Below are 18,225 nucleotides of genomic sequence, written 5' to 3' on the forward strand. Positions count from 1 at the left end.
GACGCAAAACGATGCAACCGCCGCCGGGGTAGACTTGCGCCCGCCTACAAGGACCACGTCGTGCCTGGTGGCGCGGCTGTCACAGCGAGGGGGTGGACGCCATTCCGGTTCGCCCCGCCCGTATCCAGGACGTCGCAGCCGCCGCCGGAGTCTCGGTGTCGACGGTGTCGAACGTCCTCAACCGCCCAGAGCGCGTCAACGCCCGCACCGCCGAGCGGGTCCGGGACGCGGTCGCGGCGCTCGACTACGTCCCCCACCCGGGCGCCGCCGGCCTCCGGACAGGGCACTCGTCCTCGATCGGACTGGTGCTGCCCGACGTGACCAACTCCTTCTACGCCCGCATCGCCAGGGGCGCCGCCGACGCCGCCTACGACCACGGCTACTCCCTCGTCCTCTGCCACAGCGGGGACGCCCCGGAGCGCGAGCAGGGCTACTTCACGATGCTGGTCGAACAGCGGGCCGTCGGCGCCGTGGTGGTTCCGCTCAGCGCCGACCCCACCCGGCTCACGCGGCTGCGGGAGCGCGGTATCCCCCTGGTCCTCGCGGACCGCGCGATGCCCGCACAGGAGGGCTGCTCCGTCTCCGTCGACGACATCACCGGCGGCCGTATCGCCGTGCAGCACCTGCTGGAGTGCGGGGCACGCGACATCCTCGTCGTGAACGGGGAGCGGTCGATCCGGCAGTGCGCCGACCGTCACCAGGGCGCCCGGCAGGCCGTGCGCAGCCGACGCGAGGCACGCCTGGGCCAGGTCGTCGCAGAGGAGATGACGGTGGCGTACGGCCTGGAGATCGCCCGCAGGCTCGACGAGTTGCCCGACGGGGTCTTCTGCACCAACGACTTCCTCGCCGCCGGGCTGTGCCGCGGCCTCGCCGAGCGGGGTGTGAAGGTGCCCGAGGACGTGCAGGTCGTCGGCTACGGCGACCTCGACATCGCCAGCTTCGTCGGCACGACCCTCACGACGGTCCGCCAGCCGGTCGAGGATCTCGGCAGGGCGGCCGTGGAGATGCTCCTCGACGAGGTGGAGGCGCGGGCCGAACACGCCCATGAGACAAGGGTGTTCGCACCCGGACTGGTGCTACGGGACTCCACGCGGTCACTCTCCGACGCCTGAGCCCGGGATCCGGAGCGTGACCGGCCCCAGCAATCCGGACGACAGCTGCGAGTCGAACGCCCAGGCCGTCGGGGTGGCTTCGGCGAGATACGGGGCGAGGGTGTTGTGGACCGTCACGTCGAGCCGGACGGTGCGCCCGGCGGTGCCCGGCAACTCGAAGCGGTACGGGGCACAGAACGCCTCGCCGACCGGCTCCCCGTCGACGACGACCGCGACGCTTCCGCGCACCCGCCCGAGATCCAGCACCGGGTCCGGCCCGGCGGGCACCTCCAGCCTGCGCGAGTAGGTCACCCCGCCGCTCCAACTGCCCAGCCCCGACTGCCGCCAGTCCCCCAGGGCCAACGGCGCCGGTACGGTACGGACGCGCACGGGCCCGCGCCAGGCGGAGCCGCCGCGCAGGACGGCCGTGGGTGCGGTGACGACCTCGATGTCCGTGGCTTCCGACAAGGGCTGGTCCAGCGTCACCGTCCCTCCGCGGACCACCAGTTCGGAGCCGCCCGCCCGCCTCACCCGGGCTGGGAGCTCCAGCGGCAGGACGAGCGACACGGTTCCCGGCGGCACGGTGAACCGGAAACGCTGGGCCGTCTCGCGGACGTCGTCGGTGGAGCGCCACGGCAGTACGGCGGTCCCGAGCACCGGAGCGCCGGTCAGCCACTCGGTATCCGGCAGCGGGTGCGGTCGTACCGCCGCATGGCAGTGCTGCAACTCCCCCCATCTGCCGAGGTGTTCGACGGTACGTCCGCGCCACTCCCCCGTCCGCGCCTCCCATTCGGTCCCGCTCACCAGCGCGGTCCCGCCCGCCACGAGGTCGACGAAGACCGCGTCCCTCGCACGGACGCTGTCGGCGACGACCTCCAGCACGTGATCGCCCTCGCCGAGGGCCAGTTCGTGCCGGAAGAACATCGGCACCGCGCCCCAGTCGGACTCGTAGTACTGCACCTTCTCCTGCCGTGCCACCACAACGCCGTCGAGCAGCACGGTGACGCCCACCGCGGCCCCCACCACGAGCACGGCCCGCGGGTCGTCGTGCGCCAGACGCAACCGACCCCGATAGGTGACGCCGCCCTCGGGGCGCACGTCGTCGGGCAGGCTCATGAACTGCGGACGTGCCGCGAAGCCGTCCGGGCTCGCCAGACAGAAGTAACTGCCCAGCGGAGCATGGGATGTGGCGGAGATCTGCGAGGGTCGGTCCTGGGCGTCGGAGAGTTCGTACTCCAGGACGTTGCGCGGCCGGTCCACCTCCACTCCGGCCGACCCCAGGTATCCGCTTCCCGTCTCCAGCCGCTCGCCGTTCCACCACACCCGCTTGGTCGCCGCGGCACCGATGTGCAGGTCGGCCGGTCCGCGGTGATCGGTCTCGACCATGGCCCTGACCCGGGCGACGGTTCCGCTGCCGGGGACCGGGACGCGCACGAACTCCTCGGGAACCAGGCCCTTGTTGCCCAGCAGACCGTCCGGGTCCGGCATCCCGCGGCTCGACGAGAACAGCGCCACGGCCCAGTTGTCGTCCGCGAGGGGCTGTTCACCGGTGAGGACCCGGGTGACACCCGCGCGGTCCAGCGGCTCGGGAGCCTTGGAGGCGGGCACCGGAGGAAGGACGCGCACCCGGTTGCCGTACGTGGCCCGCGTCCGTTCCCAGTCGGCACCGGTCTCGGTCCAGCGCATGGTCCAGATCTGCGGCTCGTCGACGGACGAGCCCGCGGGCAGTGCGAGGTCGCCCCAGGTGTTGTCCAGGGTGGGGACAAGGCGGCCCTGCCACCCGGTCGAGAGGTCGATGGTGCGGATCGTCGCGTGCGGTCGCGCCGCCGGCCGGGTCGCCGGGATGCCCTCGCGCCATACGACGAGGGCGGCGGGGGCGCCGTCCAGGGGTACCTCGATGACCGAGTCACCCTCGGAGACGGTGACGTGTGCGGGGTGACGGGTGCCGGTCGCCGGGTTCCAGACCTCAGCCTCGGCGATCGGGGCGCGTACGGTGACGGTCGTGGTGCGGGCGTAGCGCGCGGGGTCGACGGTGTGGTTGCCCCGGGGCGGATGGGTGCGGGCGTCCGGGAAGGCTCCGGTCACCAGCGCGACCGCCTCGCCGCCCAACCGCCGGACCAGCAGCGGCACTTCACCCCTCGCGTACCCGGTGACCCCTGCCACGGCAGCCGCTCCCGCCGCGCTGTCGCGCACCCGCTCCAGCCGCGGATGAGCACTCAGCGCCGCTACGGCGGAGTCGTCACCGCCCCTCCCGGCGGCGGTCTCGGGCAGACGGCCCACGGCGACCACCCGCCCACCCGCGTCGAGCAGTTCGGTCAGCCGTCGTGCCGTGTGCTCCTCCAGGACGCTCGCCGAGGGCAGCAGCACCGCGCGGTACGCCAACTCCCCAACGCGTAGGGCGCCTTCGGCAGCCTTGCCCCGCTGCACCGAGGCGTCGTCGATGACGTCGAAGGAGATGCCGTGGCGGTCGAGGGCGCCGATCCGGGGCCGTAGCCAGTTGTTGGTGCCGCACAGGTCCAGGTAGTGCCGCTGGGTCTCGTCGACGTCGGCATGGCCCTCGCCCAGGCGGCCGTCGCCGAAGTGCTTGATCGGCGCGTCCAGCGGGATGAGGGCCTGCATGGTGGCGGTGGGGTGCAGCACCGCGACGTCGGCGCTGTAGGTGCCCCAGGACATGATCGAGCAGATGCGGGCCACCGCCCGGGAGAAGGCCGGGTACTGCTGCCAGTAGGGCTGTCGCCAGTCGGTGGACGGCGGCGCCCATTCGAACCAGCCGCCCGCGGTGCCGAAGTAACTGGCGTGCGGGTTGTACAGGTTGGCGCCGCTGCGCAGGAACGGCAGCAGCCAGTCGTAGGTGTCCTCCAGGGTGCCGCCCCAGCCGGAGGAGTGGAACGCCTCGATCCAGACGCGCTCATGGCCGTAGAGGTGGGCCATCGAAGAGTGGACCTTGGAGTCGCCGTGGTGGTCGCTGCCGGCCGCGCTGAGCCGGCGGTGGGTGCGGAAGTAGTCCGTGTAGATCTGCGTCGACTGGGCCGGGTAGCCGCAGCGGGCGGGGTGGCTCTGGTCGCAGCCCAGGAGCATGCCGCGTTCTTCGTGCCAGGCGGCGAGGGGCTTGAACAGGGCTTCTTCGGTGAGTTCGGCGCGGACCGCGTAGTAGTCGGCGCGGATCTCCGCGGCCTGCGGAAGATCACGGAAGAGGGCCGGCAGATGGTCGAGGAGGTCGTAGCCGCGGCGGGCGAGGAACTCCTTGGGGAGGCGGTGGCTCCAGGAGTTGGTGCCGGGCAGTTCGTCCTGGAAGCTGCCCGCGATGACGCTGCCCAGGTGGTCGGGGACGCGGCGGTCGAACTCGTGGTGGACGGCGTCCAGGAGCAGGCCGCCGGCGTCCGGGTCCAGGTAGTCGAAGGCCGTGGGGACGGCGGTGACGAGGTCGACCTCACTGCCCTCGGCCGCCGCGTTGACGGGCAGCCGCCGCCCGTCGGTGCCGTAGACGCCGACCAGGGTCTCCGAACTCCCCAGCTCCACCACGCCGTTGGAGACGGTCGCCCTGTGGAAGCGCAGGGCGAGGCCGGCCGCCTCGGGGTGCAGGCGCGTGATGCCGCCCTGGATGTTGGCGCCGGAGAACCCGATCTGGTCGTAGAACCACATCCGCATGCCCAGGTCCCGGGCGATCTCGCAGGCGTCGGTGAAGCGGGCCCACCACTCCTCGTCGAACCACGCCGGTTCGTCGGCCGGGGCGCCGAAACTCGGTCCGGCCGGTGCCAGGTTGATGACCACGAGATTGTGGATGCCGCCCTCGGCGAACCGGCGCAGCTGCCAGGCGAGGCGCTCGCGGGTGACCCTCGCACCCGACCACCACCACAGCGGGGTGGGGCCGAAGTCCCGGGGTGGGTCGTCGAACAGCTGCTGCAGCGCGGAGGAGATCACGAATGCGGTCCTTCCGAGTACGTCCGGGTTCGGCCGGGGCATCCTCACGGGATCAAAAACGTTTTACGCGGGCCATGTGGTCGACAACCTGGAATGTTGGCACCGGATCCGGGAGGCGGGAAGGAGGCTTGCGCGTCTTCCTGCGAATGGGCGCATGAGGGGTTGTTGGAACGTTTTTCCATCCCTATATTCACTGCGCATCGGCCTCAGCGCCGCGACGTCCCCCTCCGCTCTCGGCCCATCCCCAGACGACGACGGAGTCGCATCATGGTCCGAACCCCGATTTCCCCCCAGCGCTCGGAACAACCCATCCCCTGGCGGTTGTGGAAGGTCGCGGCCCTGTCGGGCATGGCCTCCTATCTCGACGCCGCCCTCATCGTCAGCATCGCCGTCAACCTGGCGATCTACCGGCACAGTTACGACATGGGCGTGTGGATGGCGGGCGCGATCAGCGCGATCGTCACCGGCTGCATCGCCGTGGGCTCCCTGGTCGGCGGACGGCTGGCCGACATGTTCGGCCGTCGCCGCGTCTACAACTGGGACATCTTCTGCTACGCGCTGGGCGCGATCGTCATCACGCTCGCGCCGAACGACATCGTGCTGTTCGTCGGCGTGCTCGTGGCGGGCCTCGCGGCCGGTGCCGATCTGCCGACGTCCCTGGCCGTGGTCTCGGACGCGGCACCCGCCGAAGGCCGGGCCCGCCTGGTGTCCTTCACGCAGGTCATGTGGGTGGCGGGCATCGTCGTCGTCATCTTCCTCGGCTACCTCCTGTCGGACACCGGCATGACCGGGGCACGGCTCATCACCGGCCATCTGGCCGTCGCCGCACTGGTCACCTGGCAGCTACGCTCCCGGCTGGAGCTGGCCGACGAACCGTCGGACGCAGAGGTGGCGCGGGAGGCCGCCGCGCTGGAGGCCCCGCGCGGCATCGAACTCAAGAACATCATGAACCGCGCCGCGCTGCTCCCGATGGCCGCCACCTTCGCCTACTACGTCACCTGGGGCATCGGCGCCAACACCTTCGGCCAGTTCGGCACCTATCTGCTGGTCACGGTCAGCGGCGCCTCCCAGAGTCTGGCCACCGGCATCAACCTGGCCTTCCTGCCGATCGCACTGGTGCTGACCTTCGTCTTCGTCCGGATCGCCGACACCTCCCTGCGGGACCGGCTGTTCTACGTGTTCACGGTCGTCCAGATCCTCGCCTTCTGCGTCGCCTCCCTCACGGCCGGCGCGCTCGTCGGCATGCTGGTCTTCTTCGTGCTCTACCAGATCTCCAACCCGTTCGCGGGCGAGGCCAGTTACAAGGTGTGGTCTCAGCTCACGCTGCCCCCGGACACCCGGGGCACCACCCAGGGCCTCACCTACGCCCTCTCGCGCGGGGTCTTCGCCGGCGTCGCGTTCGTCACGCCGGCCCTGATGGAGTACAGCGCCTCCGCCCTGCTCTGGTCGATCACCGCCTGTATGGCGGCGTCGGCGGTCGCGGGCGTGTACATCGTCCGAGTCCTCATCCGCCGTTCGCCTCAGGCCGCCGCCGCGCCGGCGGATCTGGGTGTGGCCCGGGCGTGAATCCGAAGGAGCAGGCACAGTCATGACAACCGCCGAACACTCCATGCCCTTGCGGGAGTTGCTCCCTCCGGTGCACCGCCGCCGCCCCCGGATCGGCCTGGTCGCCGGAGGGCTCGGCACGTACTGGCCCCAATTCCCCGACCTGCTGCCGCAGTTGAAGGAGTCGGCCGCCTACGTCACCGAACGCCTGCAGCAAATGGACGCGGAGGTGACCGACGTGGGATTCATCTCCGACGCCCAGGACGGCGCCGCAGCGGCCGAGCAACTCCGCCGTACGGACTGCGATCTGATCGTACTGTTCCTGACGACGTATCTGACCTCGTCGATGGTGCTGCCGATCGCGCGGCGCTCGCACACCCCGGTGCTGGTCGTCGACCTCCAGCCGTCCGAGCGGATGGACCACGCCTCCTTCGACACGGGGGCCTGGCTGGCGTACTGCGCACAGTGCTCGGTGCCGGAGGTCGGCAATGTCTTCCGCCGGGCCGGCATCCCCTTCCGGTCGGTGTCGGGCTGGCTGCGGCAGGAGTCGGCGTGGCGGCGCATCGAGCAGTGGATACGCGCGGCCCATGTACGGGCGGCGCTGCGGCACGCGCGGCACGGTCTGATGGGGCATCTGTATCCCGGCATGCTCGACGTGTCGACCGATCTGACCCTGCTGCCCGCGACCTTCGGCTCGCATGTCGAGGTGCTGGAGTTCGACGACCTGCGCCATCGGGTGGAGAAGGTCACCGAGGCGGAGACCCGCGCCCGCATGGAGCTGGCCCGTCGGGTCTTCACCCTCGACGAGAGCGTGGTGGACGAGGACTTCACGTGGGGCGCGACCGTGTCCGTGGCGCTCGACCGGCTCGTCGAGGACTTCGGACTCGACACGCTCGCCTACTACCACCGCGGTCTGGACGGCGAGCTGCACGAACGCCTCGGTGCCGGCATGATCCTGGGCGCCTCCCTGCTCACCGCCCGGGGCGTACCGGCGGCCGGAGAGTACGAACTGCGCACCAGCGTCGCCCAGTTGGCCTCGCAGAGCATGGGCGCCGGGGGTTCCTTCACCGAGATCCAGGCGCTCAACTTCGAGGACGGAGTGGTGGAGATGGGACACGACGGGCCCGCCCATCTCGCCGTCAGCGCCCGCGACCCGCTGCTGCGCGGGCTGGGCGTCTACCACGGCAAGCGCGGCTGGGGCGTCAGCGTCGAGTTCGACGTCCGGCACGGCCCGGTCACCCTCCTCGGCCTCGGCCAGGACGCGGACGGCAGCCTGTCGTTCATCACCTCCGAGGGCACCGTCGTCCCCGGCCCGCTGCTGGAGATCGGCAACACCACCAGCCGCGTCGACTTCGGCCGCGACCCCGGCGAGTGGGTCGACGCGTGGAGCGCCACGGGCGTGGGCCATCACTGGTCCCTCGCGGTCGGCCATCACGGCGCCGACTTCCGGGCCGCGGCGAGCCTGCTCGGCATCGACCACCGAGAGGTATGACGGCGGCCTCGTGGCCGGTGGTACCGCGGTATCACCGGCCGCGTCCCCGCCAGGATCGGGGCCCGCGACCGCATACAGGCCGTGGTCACGGTGTACGACGCCGGGCTGGTCAGGGCCCGGCAGTGACCGGCCGTCCGGCGAGGAACGGTGCGAGGGTGCGGGTGAGTGTGTTGTTCCCGGTGGCGGCGAACAGCGGGTCGAGGTGGTTCATCCCGTTGTCCGTCTCGTATGTCGCGTACGGGATACGGGAGTTGGCCACGACCTCGCGGGCAGCCGACTCGATCGTCCCCTTGGCGTAGCTCGTCTGGAAGACGTAGAGCGGGACGTCCAGGTCGGCGGCGTGCAGCAGCCGCAGTCCCAGGGAGCGGGTCAGGTCGGTGTCGGCGTAGGCGTCGGCGACGTCGAGATCCACCGAGAGCCGGGCCGGCCAGTACCACTCCCACACGCCCGGTAGCGGGCCGCCCGCGTACGCCGTCGCGACCCGCTCGACGGGTGTGATACCGGTGTCGACCCAGCCGCGGACGTCACCGGTGTCGGCCAGGTGCCCCGAGTGCACGCTGATGTCGTTCGGCCAGCCGAATCCGGTGTCCACCAGGGTGCCGAGGAGACCGGCGTTGGTGACCGGGACCGGCGGTCGCAGCGCGTCGGGCATCCGGGGCTGGAGGACCGAGCGGCCCTCCGGGTCGCGGTGTGCGTACCAGCCCGCGAGCTGGTACCAGATCTGGGTGCTCTCGGCCCGCTCGCCCAGTCCGACGGCGCTGAGGGTCAGGTCGAAGACCGCCCCGCCGTCGATGGCCGCGAGCCGCTCCCGCACCTCCTCGGGCGAGTCCTGCACCGGCTCCCCGGTCCCGTCGAACGCCCCGCGCACCCCGCCGTCGACCACCACGAGCCCGGCGAGATCCCGGTACCCGGGGCGTCCGTCGAAGTCCCAGGCGGCATACGTCATCGCCGTGGTCGCACCCCAGGAGTGCCCGCCGAGTACCACCCGCCGACCACCCCGGGCGGCGGTCCGCACGACGTGGCGCAGGTCCTCCAGGGTGCGGGCGAGGCCCCAACGGCCCGCGAAGCCCGATGCGTCGGGGTCCTGTGAGCGGTAGTGGCCGTCCAGGTAGTACCCGGCCGGGTCGGCGGTGAAGAACCCCGAACGGTCGGCCAGGTTCTCCTCGCGCCGGTCGAACGCCCACACCTGAAGCCCGGGTACGGCCGCGACGAGGTCCCGGGCGGCGAGCCGGAAGTCGTTGGCCGCGCCGAACATCCCCGGGACCAGGACCAGAACCGTGGACGCGGTGTCAGGACCGACCTTGAGCACATGGACCTGGTCCGACCCCGCCGGTCCGCCGCCGGGACCGACGGGCAGCGGCACATACGGCTCCTGGCCCCACCCGGTCGCGCCGGCCGGGCGAACCGCAGCGGCGGCCAGGGCGATTCCCGCGGCCATCCCGCCCAACACGCTTCTGCGCGACGGACCGCCCGTCATGAGGCACACCCGCCCACGCGCCGGGTGCTCAGCGCTACGTCGTCCATCCGCAGGTCGTACGACGACGGCGTGGGGTCGGCCTGGTACAACTGCCAGCCCAGCTTGAGCTTGTCGAAGTGCGGGAAGACGAAGTCGTCCGCCGTGCCGCCGTGTTGTTTCGTGGAGACCGTCAGGTCGGACTGTTCCTTGCCGTCCAGATAGACGGTGACGCGGTTGTCGGTGGCGTCGAGGTGGAACTCGACGCAACTCCAACTCCCGGCCGTGGCAGGGGCGGAGGTTCGCCACGCGGTCCAGTCACCGGTGGGGCCGAGGTCGGAACCCACTCCGAAGAAGTCGGCCTTCTCGGTGGGAACGTACTGGCCGCCCAACGGCCTGACGAGCGTGGGGAGATCGGAGCCGGAGGCCTCCGCGAGGGTCCAGTGCGCCCAGTCGGGAGCCGTGGGGAACCGGTCCACCCGCAGCCGCAGCCGGGCCCAGAAGCTGTTGCCGGGAGGAGCGAGGTCGGAGAGGACGAGGAAGGCACGGCCGTTGCCCTCCGTGTGCAGGCGCAGTTCGCGGCCATGGCCGGTGGCGCCGGGCTCGACGGTGAGTGAGCCGTTGGAGGTGTCGGTGGTCCAGCCGTGTCCAGCGGTGACCGGGCCCAGGGGGAGGCGGTCGAAGTTCTCGCGGAACAGAGGGCGTTGGGGGGTGGCGGAGGCGGAGGTGGGGGGTATCGCGAGCAGCGCGGCGGAGGCAGCTAACAGCGCGGCTGCGATCTTCCTCATGCGTGTCATGGGGACAGTGTGCAACACCGGTCACAGAGGCCTCACAGCACATCAGGGGTAACCGGGGAAGGGCTGCGCGCCCAACAGGACGGCGCCCGCGCCGTCGTAGACACCCTCCTGCAGGAAGGCGTGCTGCGGGACGACGGACGCGTCGCGCAGCCGGCGCTCCAGGGGACCGCCGGTGGAGATGGCGTCGATGCCACCCAACTGATAGGCGGTGCGGGCGACTTCGAAGGAGATCCCGGCGAGATGGGCGGCGGACAGGCGCAGCAGGCTGGCTTGTTCGGTGGTCGCGGGGTCTCCCGCCTCGACGGTCGCCCACACCTCGTCGGTCGTCTCGTAGAAGAAGGCGCGTGCGGAACGGAGTTGGGCCTCTGCCCGACCGATCGCGATGCGGTGTCCGGCGCGTTCGGCGAGCTTCGGGGCGCCGGTGTGGCCGGGGCGGGCGCCCTCGGCGATGACGTGGTCGAGCGCGGCGCGGGCGACACCGAGGCCGACGACGGCGAGGACCTGGGCGGCGTAGGCGACGGTCGGGTAGCGGTAGAGCGGTTCGTCGACGGTGGCCGGTCCGCCGCGGACGAAGGTCCACTCCTCGCGGACGACCGCCCCGTCGACGACGAGGTCGTGGCTGCCGGTGCCACGCAGCCCGATGACGTCCCAGTTCTCGGCGATCTCCACCTGGTCGGGGCGGAGTACGGCGGTCAGCGGCCGACCGGCCCGCTCCTCGCCGGCCCGGATGCCGACGCCGAGGACGTCCGCGCCCCTGCAGCCGCTCGCGAACCTCCAGCGGCCGGAGACCCGGTAGCCGCCCTCCACGCGCCGGGCGGGCTGCACCGGGAAGAGGCCTCCGGCGAAGACGACGTCGGGGCCGTCGCCGTACAACTCGGCCTGGGTGTCCGGCGGAAGCGCGGCGAGGTAGACGGCGGACGAGCCGAAGCTCGCGACCCAGCCGGCCGAGCCGTCGACCGCGGAGATCCGCTCGACCAGGCGCAGGAACTCGGCGGGCGGCAGGGCGTCCCCGCCGAACCGCCTCGGCACACCGGCACGGTAGATCCCGGCGCGCTTGAACTCGCCGATCACGTCCGCCGGCACGTACCGCTTCTCCTCGAACTCGGCCCGCCGCGCCGCGACCAGGGCCAGCAATCCGTCGAGCCTCGCCATGAGGCCATCCCCTCGCTCTGCCGGACGGCTCGGCACCGTCCCGATCATCACGCTAGGCGGAGCAACGGGGCGATGCCAATGGGGAGTTGGCCATTCGGCGGGAAGCCGGGACAGCGTGCCGTGTCACATGCGGCGCCGCCCGTCCGTCATAGCGGCGGGGCTGGACATCAACCCGGGTCGAGGTTGCACGATGGCCCGGACCGGGAAGGGGTGGAGCCGATGAGCGGGCCGCGCTTCGGGGCGTACGGGCGGATCATGCGACAGCCGGTGCTGCGGCGGCTGCTGCCGGGGATGCTGGTGTCGGCGCTGGGCGACGGGATGAGCCTGGTGGCGGTGGCCTGGCTCGCCGTGGAGATCGCACCGCCCGGTCGAGAGGGCGTGTGGACCGGGCTCGCCGTGGCGGCGTACTCGCTGCCCGCCACGATCGGGGCAGCGCTGTTCGGGCGGCTGGTGCGGGGCTTCGCCGGTGCCCGCCTGGTCTGCGTCGACGCGACCTTGCGAGCGGTGGTGCTGGGGACGATCGCGGTGTGCGCCGTCGCCGGCACGCTCTCCCCGTCCGGATACGTGGCCCTCCTCGCGGTCTCCTCCCTGCTGCACGCCTGGGGCAACGCCGGCACGTACACCTTGATCGCCGAACTGCTCCCGGACGAGGACCGCATCGCCGGCAACGCCCTGGTGTCGACGTTCACCACGGCGGCCGTCGTGGTCGGGCCGGCGCTGGCCGGGGCGGTGACGGCGCTGGTCGGACCCGGCTGGGTGATCGGGGCCGACGCGTCGAGCTTCGCGGTGCTGGCGGTGTGCTGCCGGTGGGTTCTGTCGCGGACGGCGAACGGGACGACGGCCGTGGTGCCGGGGGCGGCGGGCCGGACTGCCACGGACCGGCCGCCGGCGCGCCCCTCGGCGACGGACGCGGACAGCCCGGCGGCAGGCGGCTGGAGCACCATCGTCCGGCAACCTCGGCTGCTCGGGCTCACGGCCGTCACCTGCGTGTTCTTCTTCCTCTACGGCCCCGTCGAGGTCGCCCTCCCCATCCACGTCGCCACCGAACTGCACGGCTCGCCCGGTCTGCTCGGTGCCTTCTGGACCGTGTTCGGCGTCGGTGCGGTGGCCGGTGGGCTCGGTGCCGGGCTGCTGCGGAACCGGCCTCTGTGGGGCGTCGTGGTGGTCATCATCGTCGGCTGGGGAGCCGCGCTGCTGCCGCTCGGGCTCTCCGACGGGACCCTGCCCGGCCTGGTCGGCTTCGCCGTCGGCGGGTTGGTCTACGGCCCGTTCACCGCGATCTGCACGGCGCTCTTCCAACGCGCGTGCCCACCCCATGTACTCAGCCGTGTGCTCGCCACGCGCACCGCCCTCACCACGCCGTCCACCGCGTTCGGCATGCTGCTCGGCGGCCCGGTGGTGAGCGCCATCGGCGGCCGGCAGACGCTGCTGGGCTCCGCCGTGCTCACCATCGCGCTGGGTGTGCTCGTCGCGGCCGCGGTGCACCTCGCCCGGCTGCGCCGCGACACCACGCACCATGAGCCGGATGTCACCCCGGTCGAGTACCTGGCTCCAGGAGTGACACCCCATCGAACGGGCACTCGAAAGGCACCGACAACCGAGGGGTGACAGACCGCTCATGGAGATTTCAGGCGTCATCAGCGCCATCGTCATAGGCATCGTGCTCGGCGTTCTCGGCCGACTCGCCGTACCAGGCCGCCAGCGGATCGGCATCCTGTGGACGATCCTCGTCGGCATCGTCGCCGCGTTCATCGGAGCCGGCATCGCATCCGGCCTCGGCGTCGCCGACACCAAGGGCGTCGACTGGATCGAGTGGCTCATCCAGATCGCCCTCGCGGCCCTCGGCGTCACCGCGGTCCACAAGGTGAAGCTCCGTCGGTAACGGCCCGGAACACACGTGCTCTCCGTGTCGTCGCGACGACCGTTCATCGCGTCAGAACAGCCGCTCGGCGCACGAAAAGCGCCGTTCGGCGTATGTGGGAAACCGTTGCCTCCGCGGGGGACCGCCATGGTTTGCCTCGGTTACCCGGCTCACCAGGGTTGATGTGCACCTACGTGCCCTCGGACGACAGGAGGCTGTCTCGCATGAGCACGCCAACCACGGCTCCTGCTCCCGGCATCGCCGAGCATCGCCGACTCGGTGACGTCACCACGTTGACCGACTCGTCGGTGATGGACGAGATCCGCGACCGGCTACCGGCGGCCGGAGCCGCCGGGGACGAGGAGGCGTAGGACGCAGAGCGCGCAGGGGGCCGCGGATCATCCCGCGGCCCCCTGCCCCATGCTCGCCCCACCTGGGGGTTCTCCCGCAGACAGGCCGTTGTCAGTGGCTCGCGTTAGTCTGCGGCGAAACGGATGAATTGCACCGACGGCAGGAGGATCCCATGCCCTCGCGACTGAACCCGTACCTCAGCTTCGACGGCGACGCCCGCCAGGCCTTCGAGTTCTACAAGGAGGTCTTCGGCGGCGACCTGGCGCTGAACACCTTCGGCTCGTTCGGCCAGCAGGACGCCGCGATCGCCGACAAGATCATGCACGGGATGCTGGAGACCCCGAGCGGCTTCACCCTGATGGGCGCGGACACCCCGCCCGGTATGGAGCGCACGGCGGGCAACAACTTCACCATCAGCCTCAGCGGTGACGACGACGCCGAGCTGCGCGGCTACTGGGAGAAGCTCTCGGCAAGCGGCTCCGTGACCATGCCCCTGGAGAAGCAGATGTGGGGCGACGAGTTCGGCATGTGTACCGACCGGTTCGGCGTCCCCTGGATGGTCAACATCAGCCAGCCGTTGGGCTGAGGGGGAGGTGACTCTGGTCAGCCCCTGACGCTGCCCGCGGTGAGTCCGCCGACGATGAAGCGCTGGAAGACGGCGAAGACGCAGGCCACCGGGATGCTGATGAGAGTGGCGGTGGCCATCAGGGCGCCCCATGAGGTGCCGTGCTGGCCGACGAAGGAGTTGAGCAGGACGGTGACGGGCTGGATGTCCGGCCCCTCGGCGAGGGTGAGGCCGAAGAGGAACTCGCCCCAGCCGATGAGGAAGGACAGGCCCGCCGCCGCGACCACGCCGGGGACCATGAGCGGCAGGACGACACGCAGCAGCACGCCCGGCACTCCGCAGCCGTCGATCTGGGCGGCCTCCTCCAACTCCGGTGGAACAGCGCGCAGTACGGGCCGCAGCACGATCACCGTGAAGGGCAGGGTGAGCGTCGTGTCGGCGAAGACGAGGCCCAGATAGCTGTCGGCGAGTCCGGCCCGGCGTTCGAGGATGAACAACGGCGCCGCCAGCACGATGGCGGGCGGGAGTTGGGCGACCAGGAGGGCGAGGACCATCGTGCCGGAGCCACGCATGCGGATGCGGGCGAGCGCGTAGGCGAGCGGGACGCCCAGCAGCAGGGTGAGCGCGACCACGCCGCTGGAGATGACCAGGCTGTTGAGCAGGGCCCTGGTCAGACCCGAATAGCCCAGTGCCGTCGCATAGTTCTCACCGGTGACGGGGGCGGGCACCCACTGCGGATGCGCGGCCTGGATGCGGTCCGGGCGCGTGAGGCTGGTCTTCACCATCCAGTACACCGGCAGCAGGAAGACCGCCGTGATGACGGTGGCGGTCAAGGTGAACAGCCAGCGGTGGCGCGGCGGTTTCATACGGCGCCTCCCGCCGTCGTCTCTTCCTCCCGCCGCAGCCGCCGTACGTAGAACACGCCCACGAGCAGCGGTACGACGAGCAGCAGCAGGCCGGCGGCGGCGCCGTGGCCGAACCGGAAGAACGTGAAGAAGACCTCGTAGACGTAGAGGGTGAGCACGCGGGTGGCGTCGACGGGGCCGCCGCCCGTCATCACGAAGACGATGTCGAAGACCTTGAAGGTGTAGACGAGGCCGAGGAGGAGGACGGTGACCGAGACCGGCCGCGTCAGCGGGAGCGTGATGTGGCGCAGGCGCTGCCAGGCGTTCGCACCGTCGAGGGCGGCGGCCTCGTGCAGTGCGGGGTCGATGGTGTGCAGTCCGACCAGGAGCAGCAGCATGTTGAAGGGCACGCCGACCCAGACGTTCGCGAGAATCACCCCCGCGAGCGAGGTGGACGGATCGGTGAGCCAGTCGTGGGACAGGGCACCCAGACCGGCCGCGCGCAGCAGGGCGTTGTAGGCGCCGGAGTCCGCGTCCAGCATCCAGCGGAAGAGGGTGCCGCTGACCACCGGGGGCAGCAGCCAGGCGATCAGCAGGAGCGAGCGCAGCAGGGCGTTGAACGGGAACGGGCGGGCGAAGAGCAGGGCCAGGGCGAAGCCGAGGGTGAACTGGAGCAGCAGCGAGGCCAGGGTGAAGAGCAGGGAGAGGCGTACGGAGTGCCAGAAGGCGGGGTCGTCGAGCACGGCGCGGTAGTTGTCGAGACCGTTGAACCGCTCTTCCCCACCCAGCAGTTGGCCCAGTTCGACGTCGTGGACGGACGTCCAGACGGTGTAGAGCAGCGGGTAGGCCAGGAAGAGGCCGAGGAAGGCCAGGCCCGGAAGGCAGAACAGACAGCCCGCGCGCCGGCGGTGTGCGGACGGGGACAGGGTCCGGGGCATTACCTGCCCAGCGCCTTGTCGATCTTGACCGCCGCCACCCTCGCCGCCGCCGACGGGGACGCGGTCCCGGTGAGCACGGCCTGCTCCGCCTCCGCGACCGCCTGCGAGGCCTCGGCGTAGTGGGCGCCGTACTGGCGCGGGCGGGCGACGGGCAGCTGGCTGAGGAAGAGCCGCAGGGCCGGGTCGGAGGCCCAGGTGCCCTGGCCCGCCAGGTCCTTGCGGGAGGGCAGGTCGCCGAACGACACCAGGTACGGCACCAGGACCGAGGGGCGCTGGGTGTACTCCAGGACCTGCCAGGCCTTGTCCAGATGCTTGCTGCTCGCCGTCACCACCCAGTTCTCGCCGCCCAGACAGGTGGCGGCCGCCTTGTCCCGGGGCAGGGCCACGACGCTCCAGTCGAAGCCCGCCTTCTTCAGCGTCGGGATCTGCCAGGGGCCGTTGATCTGCAGGGCGGCGCGCTGGTCGAGGAAGCGGGTGTTGACGTCCTGCTGGGTCCAGCCCACGCACTGCTCGGACAGGGAGCCCTTGGCGATCAGGTCGTGGAGGAAGGAGAGCGCGGTGGCGCCGTAGGTGGTGAACGTGTCCAGGTCGCCGCCCGCCTGCCACAGGAACGGCAGGAACTGGAAGACGCCTTCCTCCGTCTTGATGGCGCTCAGCGCCAGGCCGTGGCGGTCGCCGCTGGTCAGCCGGTGGGCCGCGGAGGCCAGTTCGTCCCAGGTGGTGGGGGGTTTCACACCGGCGGACCTGAGCAGGCGGGTGTTGCAGTACAGGGCGAGGCAGTTGCTGTTGTTGGGGATGCCCAGGGTCTTTCCGCCGACCTGGCAGCCGTCCCAGGGACCTTTGTAGTACTGGTCGGCCTGGCCCCACTTCTTGACCTTGTCGGTGAGGTCGGCGAGCAGATGGCTGCCGCCGAGGGTGTTCATGGCGACGTTGTCCACGATGGCGATGTCGGGCAGGTCGCCGGAGATCGCGGCCAGGGCGAGCTGCCGGTCGAGCTCGGCGAAGGGGAAGGTCCGTCGCTCGATCTTCACGTCCGGGACACCGGCCTCGATGTCGCTGATGAGGCGCTGCATTCCGGGCTGGAAGTTGTCGAGGGTGAAGTAGTCCCACCAGGTGAGGGTCACCGGGCCCGACTTGGTCGAGCCGCAGGAGGCCAGGGCGCCGCCCAGGCCCAGGGCGGCGGCGGCCGTGCCCGTGGTGCGCAGGAAGCCGCGGCGGTCGACGGGGTACGACATGTGCTGCTCCCGAGGGGTCGGCGATCGGGGTACAGAAACCGACGTATCAGAAATCTATGTCGAAATCGGGGAATTCCGGCTCGGGCTCCGACCCGGGTACCGGTCGACAGCGCCCCGTGCTCGCGCGCAGGGTGATCAGGGGCTTCAGCAGGACGTGCCGGGGAGACGCGTCGGGTGAGCCCAGACGCCGCACCATCAGGTCGACGGCGACCCGGCTCATCTCCTTGGCGGGTATCTCCGCGGCGGTCAGCGGCGGGTTCACCTGTTCGGCCCAGGGGCTGGCCGCCACGCCGACGACCGAGAAGTCGCGCGGCACGCTGCGACCGTGCCGGGTGAGCCCGCGGTAGACGCCCTCCAGGGCCGCCTCGTTCTGGGTGACGAGGGAGGTGGTCGCCGGGTCGTCCCGCAGGATCCGCTCCACCACCTCCTCCCCCGAGGCGAGGTCGTCGCCGCAGAGATAGGCGCGGGGGGTGAGCAGCAGCCTCTTCATGGCCTCGGTGTAGCCCTCGTCGCCGAGCCGGGCGAAGCCGTACCCGCTGTCGAACAGCTCCGCCGACCGGTTGACGAAGGCGATCCGGGTGTGGCCCAGGTCGGCGAGGTGCTGGACACAGCGGCGGGCCAGGCCGGCGAAGTCGAGGTCGACCCAGCCGGTCTCGTCGGCGCGGTCGTTGCGGCCGATGGCGACATAGGGGAAGCCCGCCTCGGCCAGGTGCTCGACGCGGTCGTCCTCCCGGCGGACCTCCATGACGATCACGCCCTCGACCCGCCCGTCGGCGAGCATCCGCCGGAACGAGGGGTCCTCGTGGGTGCGGGCGGGCGCGAGCAACAGGTCGTAGCCGTGTGTCGTGGCCGCCTCGGCGACTCCTCCGATGAAGGCGAGCTGCATCGTGGTGTAGTCGCGGGCCCGGCCGGCCGGCGGGTAGAGCAGTCCGAGCGTGTGGGTGCCGCCGGGACCGTCGTTGCCTGTGTGCCCCACCAT

General features: G+C 71.2%; 15 protein-coding genes and 1 pseudogene. 8 read left to right on the forward strand and 8 right to left on the reverse strand.

Annotation, left to right across the window (positions count from 1 at the left end):
- The first annotated feature begins 92 nt into the window (after nucleotides 1-92).
- The gene (locus ACWC09_RS33550) at nucleotides 93-1,112 is read left to right on the forward strand and encodes a LacI family DNA-binding transcriptional regulator (protein WP_450854693.1); all 1,020 of its coding nucleotides are present in this window, start codon (nucleotides 93-95) and stop codon (nucleotides 1,110-1,112) included.
- Here the strand turns inward: ACWC09_RS33550 and ACWC09_RS33555 are convergent.
- The gene (locus tag ACWC09_RS33555) at nucleotides 1,095-5,012 is read right to left on the reverse strand and encodes a glycosyl hydrolase (RefSeq protein ID WP_450854694.1); all 3,918 of its coding nucleotides are present in this window, start codon (nucleotides 5,010-5,012) and stop codon (nucleotides 1,095-1,097) included. The genes ACWC09_RS33550 and ACWC09_RS33555 overlap by 18 nt on opposite strands.
- 267 nt (nucleotides 5,013-5,279) lie before the next feature.
- On the opposite strand from ACWC09_RS33555, the gene ACWC09_RS33560 reads away from it, so the two are divergent.
- From ACWC09_RS33560 to ACWC09_RS33570, 3 genes and pseudogenes are all read left to right on the forward strand, one after another.
- Entirely contained in the window at nucleotides 5,280-6,578 is a 1,299-nt protein-coding gene (locus ACWC09_RS33560; RefSeq protein WP_450854695.1) for an MFS transporter, read from the forward strand.
- Nucleotides 6,579-6,600: 22 nt separating this feature from the next.
- Nucleotides 6,601-8,049 (forward strand): arabinose isomerase, encoded by a 1,449-nt coding sequence (locus tag ACWC09_RS33565; protein ID WP_450854696.1) that lies wholly within the window; start codon nucleotides 6,601-6,603, stop codon nucleotides 8,047-8,049.
- Nucleotides 8,050-8,085: 36 nt separating this feature from the next.
- Nucleotides 8,086-8,175: pseudogene (locus ACWC09_RS33570) on the forward strand (DNA-binding response regulator); the annotation flags it as partial.
- On the opposite strand, the gene ACWC09_RS33575 reads toward ACWC09_RS33570, so the two are convergent.
- From ACWC09_RS33575 to ACWC09_RS33585, 3 genes are read right to left on the reverse strand one after another with little or no spacing between them, the layout of a single operon-like run.
- On the reverse strand, nucleotides 8,159-9,526 hold the full coding sequence (locus tag ACWC09_RS33575; RefSeq protein WP_450854697.1) for an alpha/beta hydrolase: 1,368 nt from the start codon (nucleotides 9,524-9,526) through the stop codon (nucleotides 8,159-8,161). The pseudogene ACWC09_RS33570 and the gene ACWC09_RS33575 sit on opposite strands and share 17 nt — an antisense overlap.
- Nucleotides 9,523-10,299, reverse strand: a complete 777-nt coding sequence (locus ACWC09_RS33580; protein ID WP_450854698.1) for a hypothetical protein — start codon at nucleotides 10,297-10,299, stop codon at nucleotides 9,523-9,525. The genes ACWC09_RS33575 and ACWC09_RS33580 overlap by 4 nt, the downstream gene beginning before the upstream one ends.
- Before the next feature lie 42 nt (nucleotides 10,300-10,341).
- On the reverse strand, nucleotides 10,342-11,451 hold the full coding sequence (locus ACWC09_RS33585) for an acyl-CoA dehydrogenase family protein (protein WP_450854699.1): 1,110 nt from the start codon (nucleotides 11,449-11,451) through the stop codon (nucleotides 10,342-10,344).
- A gap of 219 nt (nucleotides 11,452-11,670) precedes the next feature.
- On the opposite strand from ACWC09_RS33585, the gene ACWC09_RS33590 reads away from it, so the two are divergent.
- The 4 genes from ACWC09_RS33590 to ACWC09_RS33605 all read left to right on the forward strand — a co-directional run bounded on the left by ACWC09_RS33590 (nucleotide 11,671) and on the right by ACWC09_RS33605 (nucleotide 14,249).
- Nucleotides 11,671-13,059, forward strand: a complete 1,389-nt coding sequence (locus tag ACWC09_RS33590; protein ID WP_450854700.1) for an MFS transporter — start codon at nucleotides 11,671-11,673, stop codon at nucleotides 13,057-13,059.
- Between the two features lie 10 nt (nucleotides 13,060-13,069).
- Entirely contained in the window at nucleotides 13,070-13,333 is a 264-nt protein-coding gene (locus tag ACWC09_RS33595; protein WP_450854701.1) for a GlsB/YeaQ/YmgE family stress response membrane protein, read from the forward strand.
- Between the two features lie 203 nt (nucleotides 13,334-13,536).
- Nucleotides 13,537-13,683, forward strand: coding sequence for a hypothetical protein (locus ACWC09_RS33600; protein WP_450854747.1), 147 nt, complete (start codon nucleotides 13,537-13,539; stop codon nucleotides 13,681-13,683).
- A gap of 152 nt (nucleotides 13,684-13,835) precedes the next feature.
- A complete protein-coding gene (locus ACWC09_RS33605; protein ID WP_450854702.1) occupies nucleotides 13,836-14,249 on the forward strand; it encodes a VOC family protein in 414 nt (137 codons plus the stop codon).
- A 17-nt stretch (nucleotides 14,250-14,266) separates the two neighbouring features.
- Here the strand turns inward: ACWC09_RS33605 and ACWC09_RS33610 are convergent, their stop codons facing one another.
- Genes ACWC09_RS33610 through ACWC09_RS33625 form a run of 4 tightly spaced genes read right to left on the reverse strand, consistent with a single transcriptional unit; the run spans nucleotide 14,267 to nucleotide 18,225 of the window.
- Nucleotides 14,267-15,094 carry a carbohydrate ABC transporter permease gene (locus tag ACWC09_RS33610; RefSeq protein WP_450854703.1) on the reverse strand — a complete coding sequence of 276 codons (828 nt, stop codon included), beginning with the start codon at nucleotides 15,092-15,094 and terminating at the stop codon, nucleotides 14,267-14,269.
- Nucleotides 15,091-16,011: a carbohydrate ABC transporter permease gene (locus ACWC09_RS33615; protein WP_450854704.1), complete on the reverse strand. Its 921-nt coding sequence runs from the start codon at nucleotides 16,009-16,011 to the stop codon at nucleotides 15,091-15,093. Before ACWC09_RS33615 ends, ACWC09_RS33610 begins: the two co-directional genes overlap by 4 nt.
- The gene (locus ACWC09_RS33620) at nucleotides 16,011-17,246 is read right to left on the reverse strand and encodes a sugar ABC transporter substrate-binding protein (protein ID WP_450854705.1); all 1,236 of its coding nucleotides are present in this window, start codon (nucleotides 17,244-17,246) and stop codon (nucleotides 16,011-16,013) included. Before ACWC09_RS33620 ends, ACWC09_RS33615 begins: the two co-directional genes overlap by 1 nt.
- 46 nt (nucleotides 17,247-17,292) lie before the next feature.
- Nucleotides 17,293-18,225, reverse strand: coding sequence for a LacI family DNA-binding transcriptional regulator (locus ACWC09_RS33625; RefSeq protein WP_450854706.1), 933 nt, complete (start codon nucleotides 18,223-18,225; stop codon nucleotides 17,293-17,295).

The organism is Streptomyces sp. NPDC001617 (genome assembly GCF_053596855.1).

What these genes read in the sequence shown, in the direction of transcription:
- ACWC09_RS33610 (WP_450854703.1), bottom strand. Translation starts at nt 15,094, where the DNA reads ATGAAACCGCCGCGCCACCGCTGGCTGTTCACCTTGACCGCCACCGTC.
- ACWC09_RS33585 (WP_450854699.1), bottom strand. Translation starts at nt 11,451, where the DNA reads ATGGCGAGGCTCGACGGATTGCTGGCCCTGGTCGCGGCGCGGCGGGCC.
- ACWC09_RS33600 (WP_450854747.1), top strand. Translation starts at nt 13,537, where the DNA reads ATGAGCACGCCAACCACGGCTCCTGCTCCCGGCATCGCCGAGCATCGC.
- ACWC09_RS33595 (WP_450854701.1), top strand. Translation starts at nt 13,070, where the DNA reads ATGGAGATTTCAGGCGTCATCAGCGCCATCGTCATAGGCATCGTGCTC.
- ACWC09_RS33580 (WP_450854698.1), bottom strand. Translation starts at nt 10,299, where the DNA reads ATGACACGCATGAGGAAGATCGCAGCCGCGCTGTTAGCTGCCTCCGCC.
- ACWC09_RS33575 (WP_450854697.1), bottom strand. Translation starts at nt 9,526, where the DNA reads ATGACGGGCGGTCCGTCGCGCAGAAGCGTGTTGGGCGGGATGGCCGCG.
- ACWC09_RS33615 (WP_450854704.1), bottom strand. Translation starts at nt 16,011, where the DNA reads ATGCCCCGGACCCTGTCCCCGTCCGCACACCGCCGGCGCGCGGGCTGT.
- ACWC09_RS33605 (WP_450854702.1), top strand. Translation starts at nt 13,836, where the DNA reads ATGCCCTCGCGACTGAACCCGTACCTCAGCTTCGACGGCGACGCCCGC.
- ACWC09_RS33620 (WP_450854705.1), bottom strand. Translation starts at nt 17,246, where the DNA reads ATGTCGTACCCCGTCGACCGCCGCGGCTTCCTGCGCACCACGGGCACG.
- ACWC09_RS33565 (WP_450854696.1), top strand. Translation starts at nt 6,601, where the DNA reads ATGACAACCGCCGAACACTCCATGCCCTTGCGGGAGTTGCTCCCTCCG.
- ACWC09_RS33590 (WP_450854700.1), top strand. Translation starts at nt 11,671, where the DNA reads ATGAGCGGGCCGCGCTTCGGGGCGTACGGGCGGATCATGCGACAGCCG.
- ACWC09_RS33625 (WP_450854706.1), bottom strand. Translation starts at nt 18,225, where the DNA reads ATGGTGGGGCACACAGGCAACGACGGTCCCGGCGGCACCCACACGCTC.
- ACWC09_RS33560 (WP_450854695.1), top strand. Translation starts at nt 5,280, where the DNA reads ATGGTCCGAACCCCGATTTCCCCCCAGCGCTCGGAACAACCCATCCCC.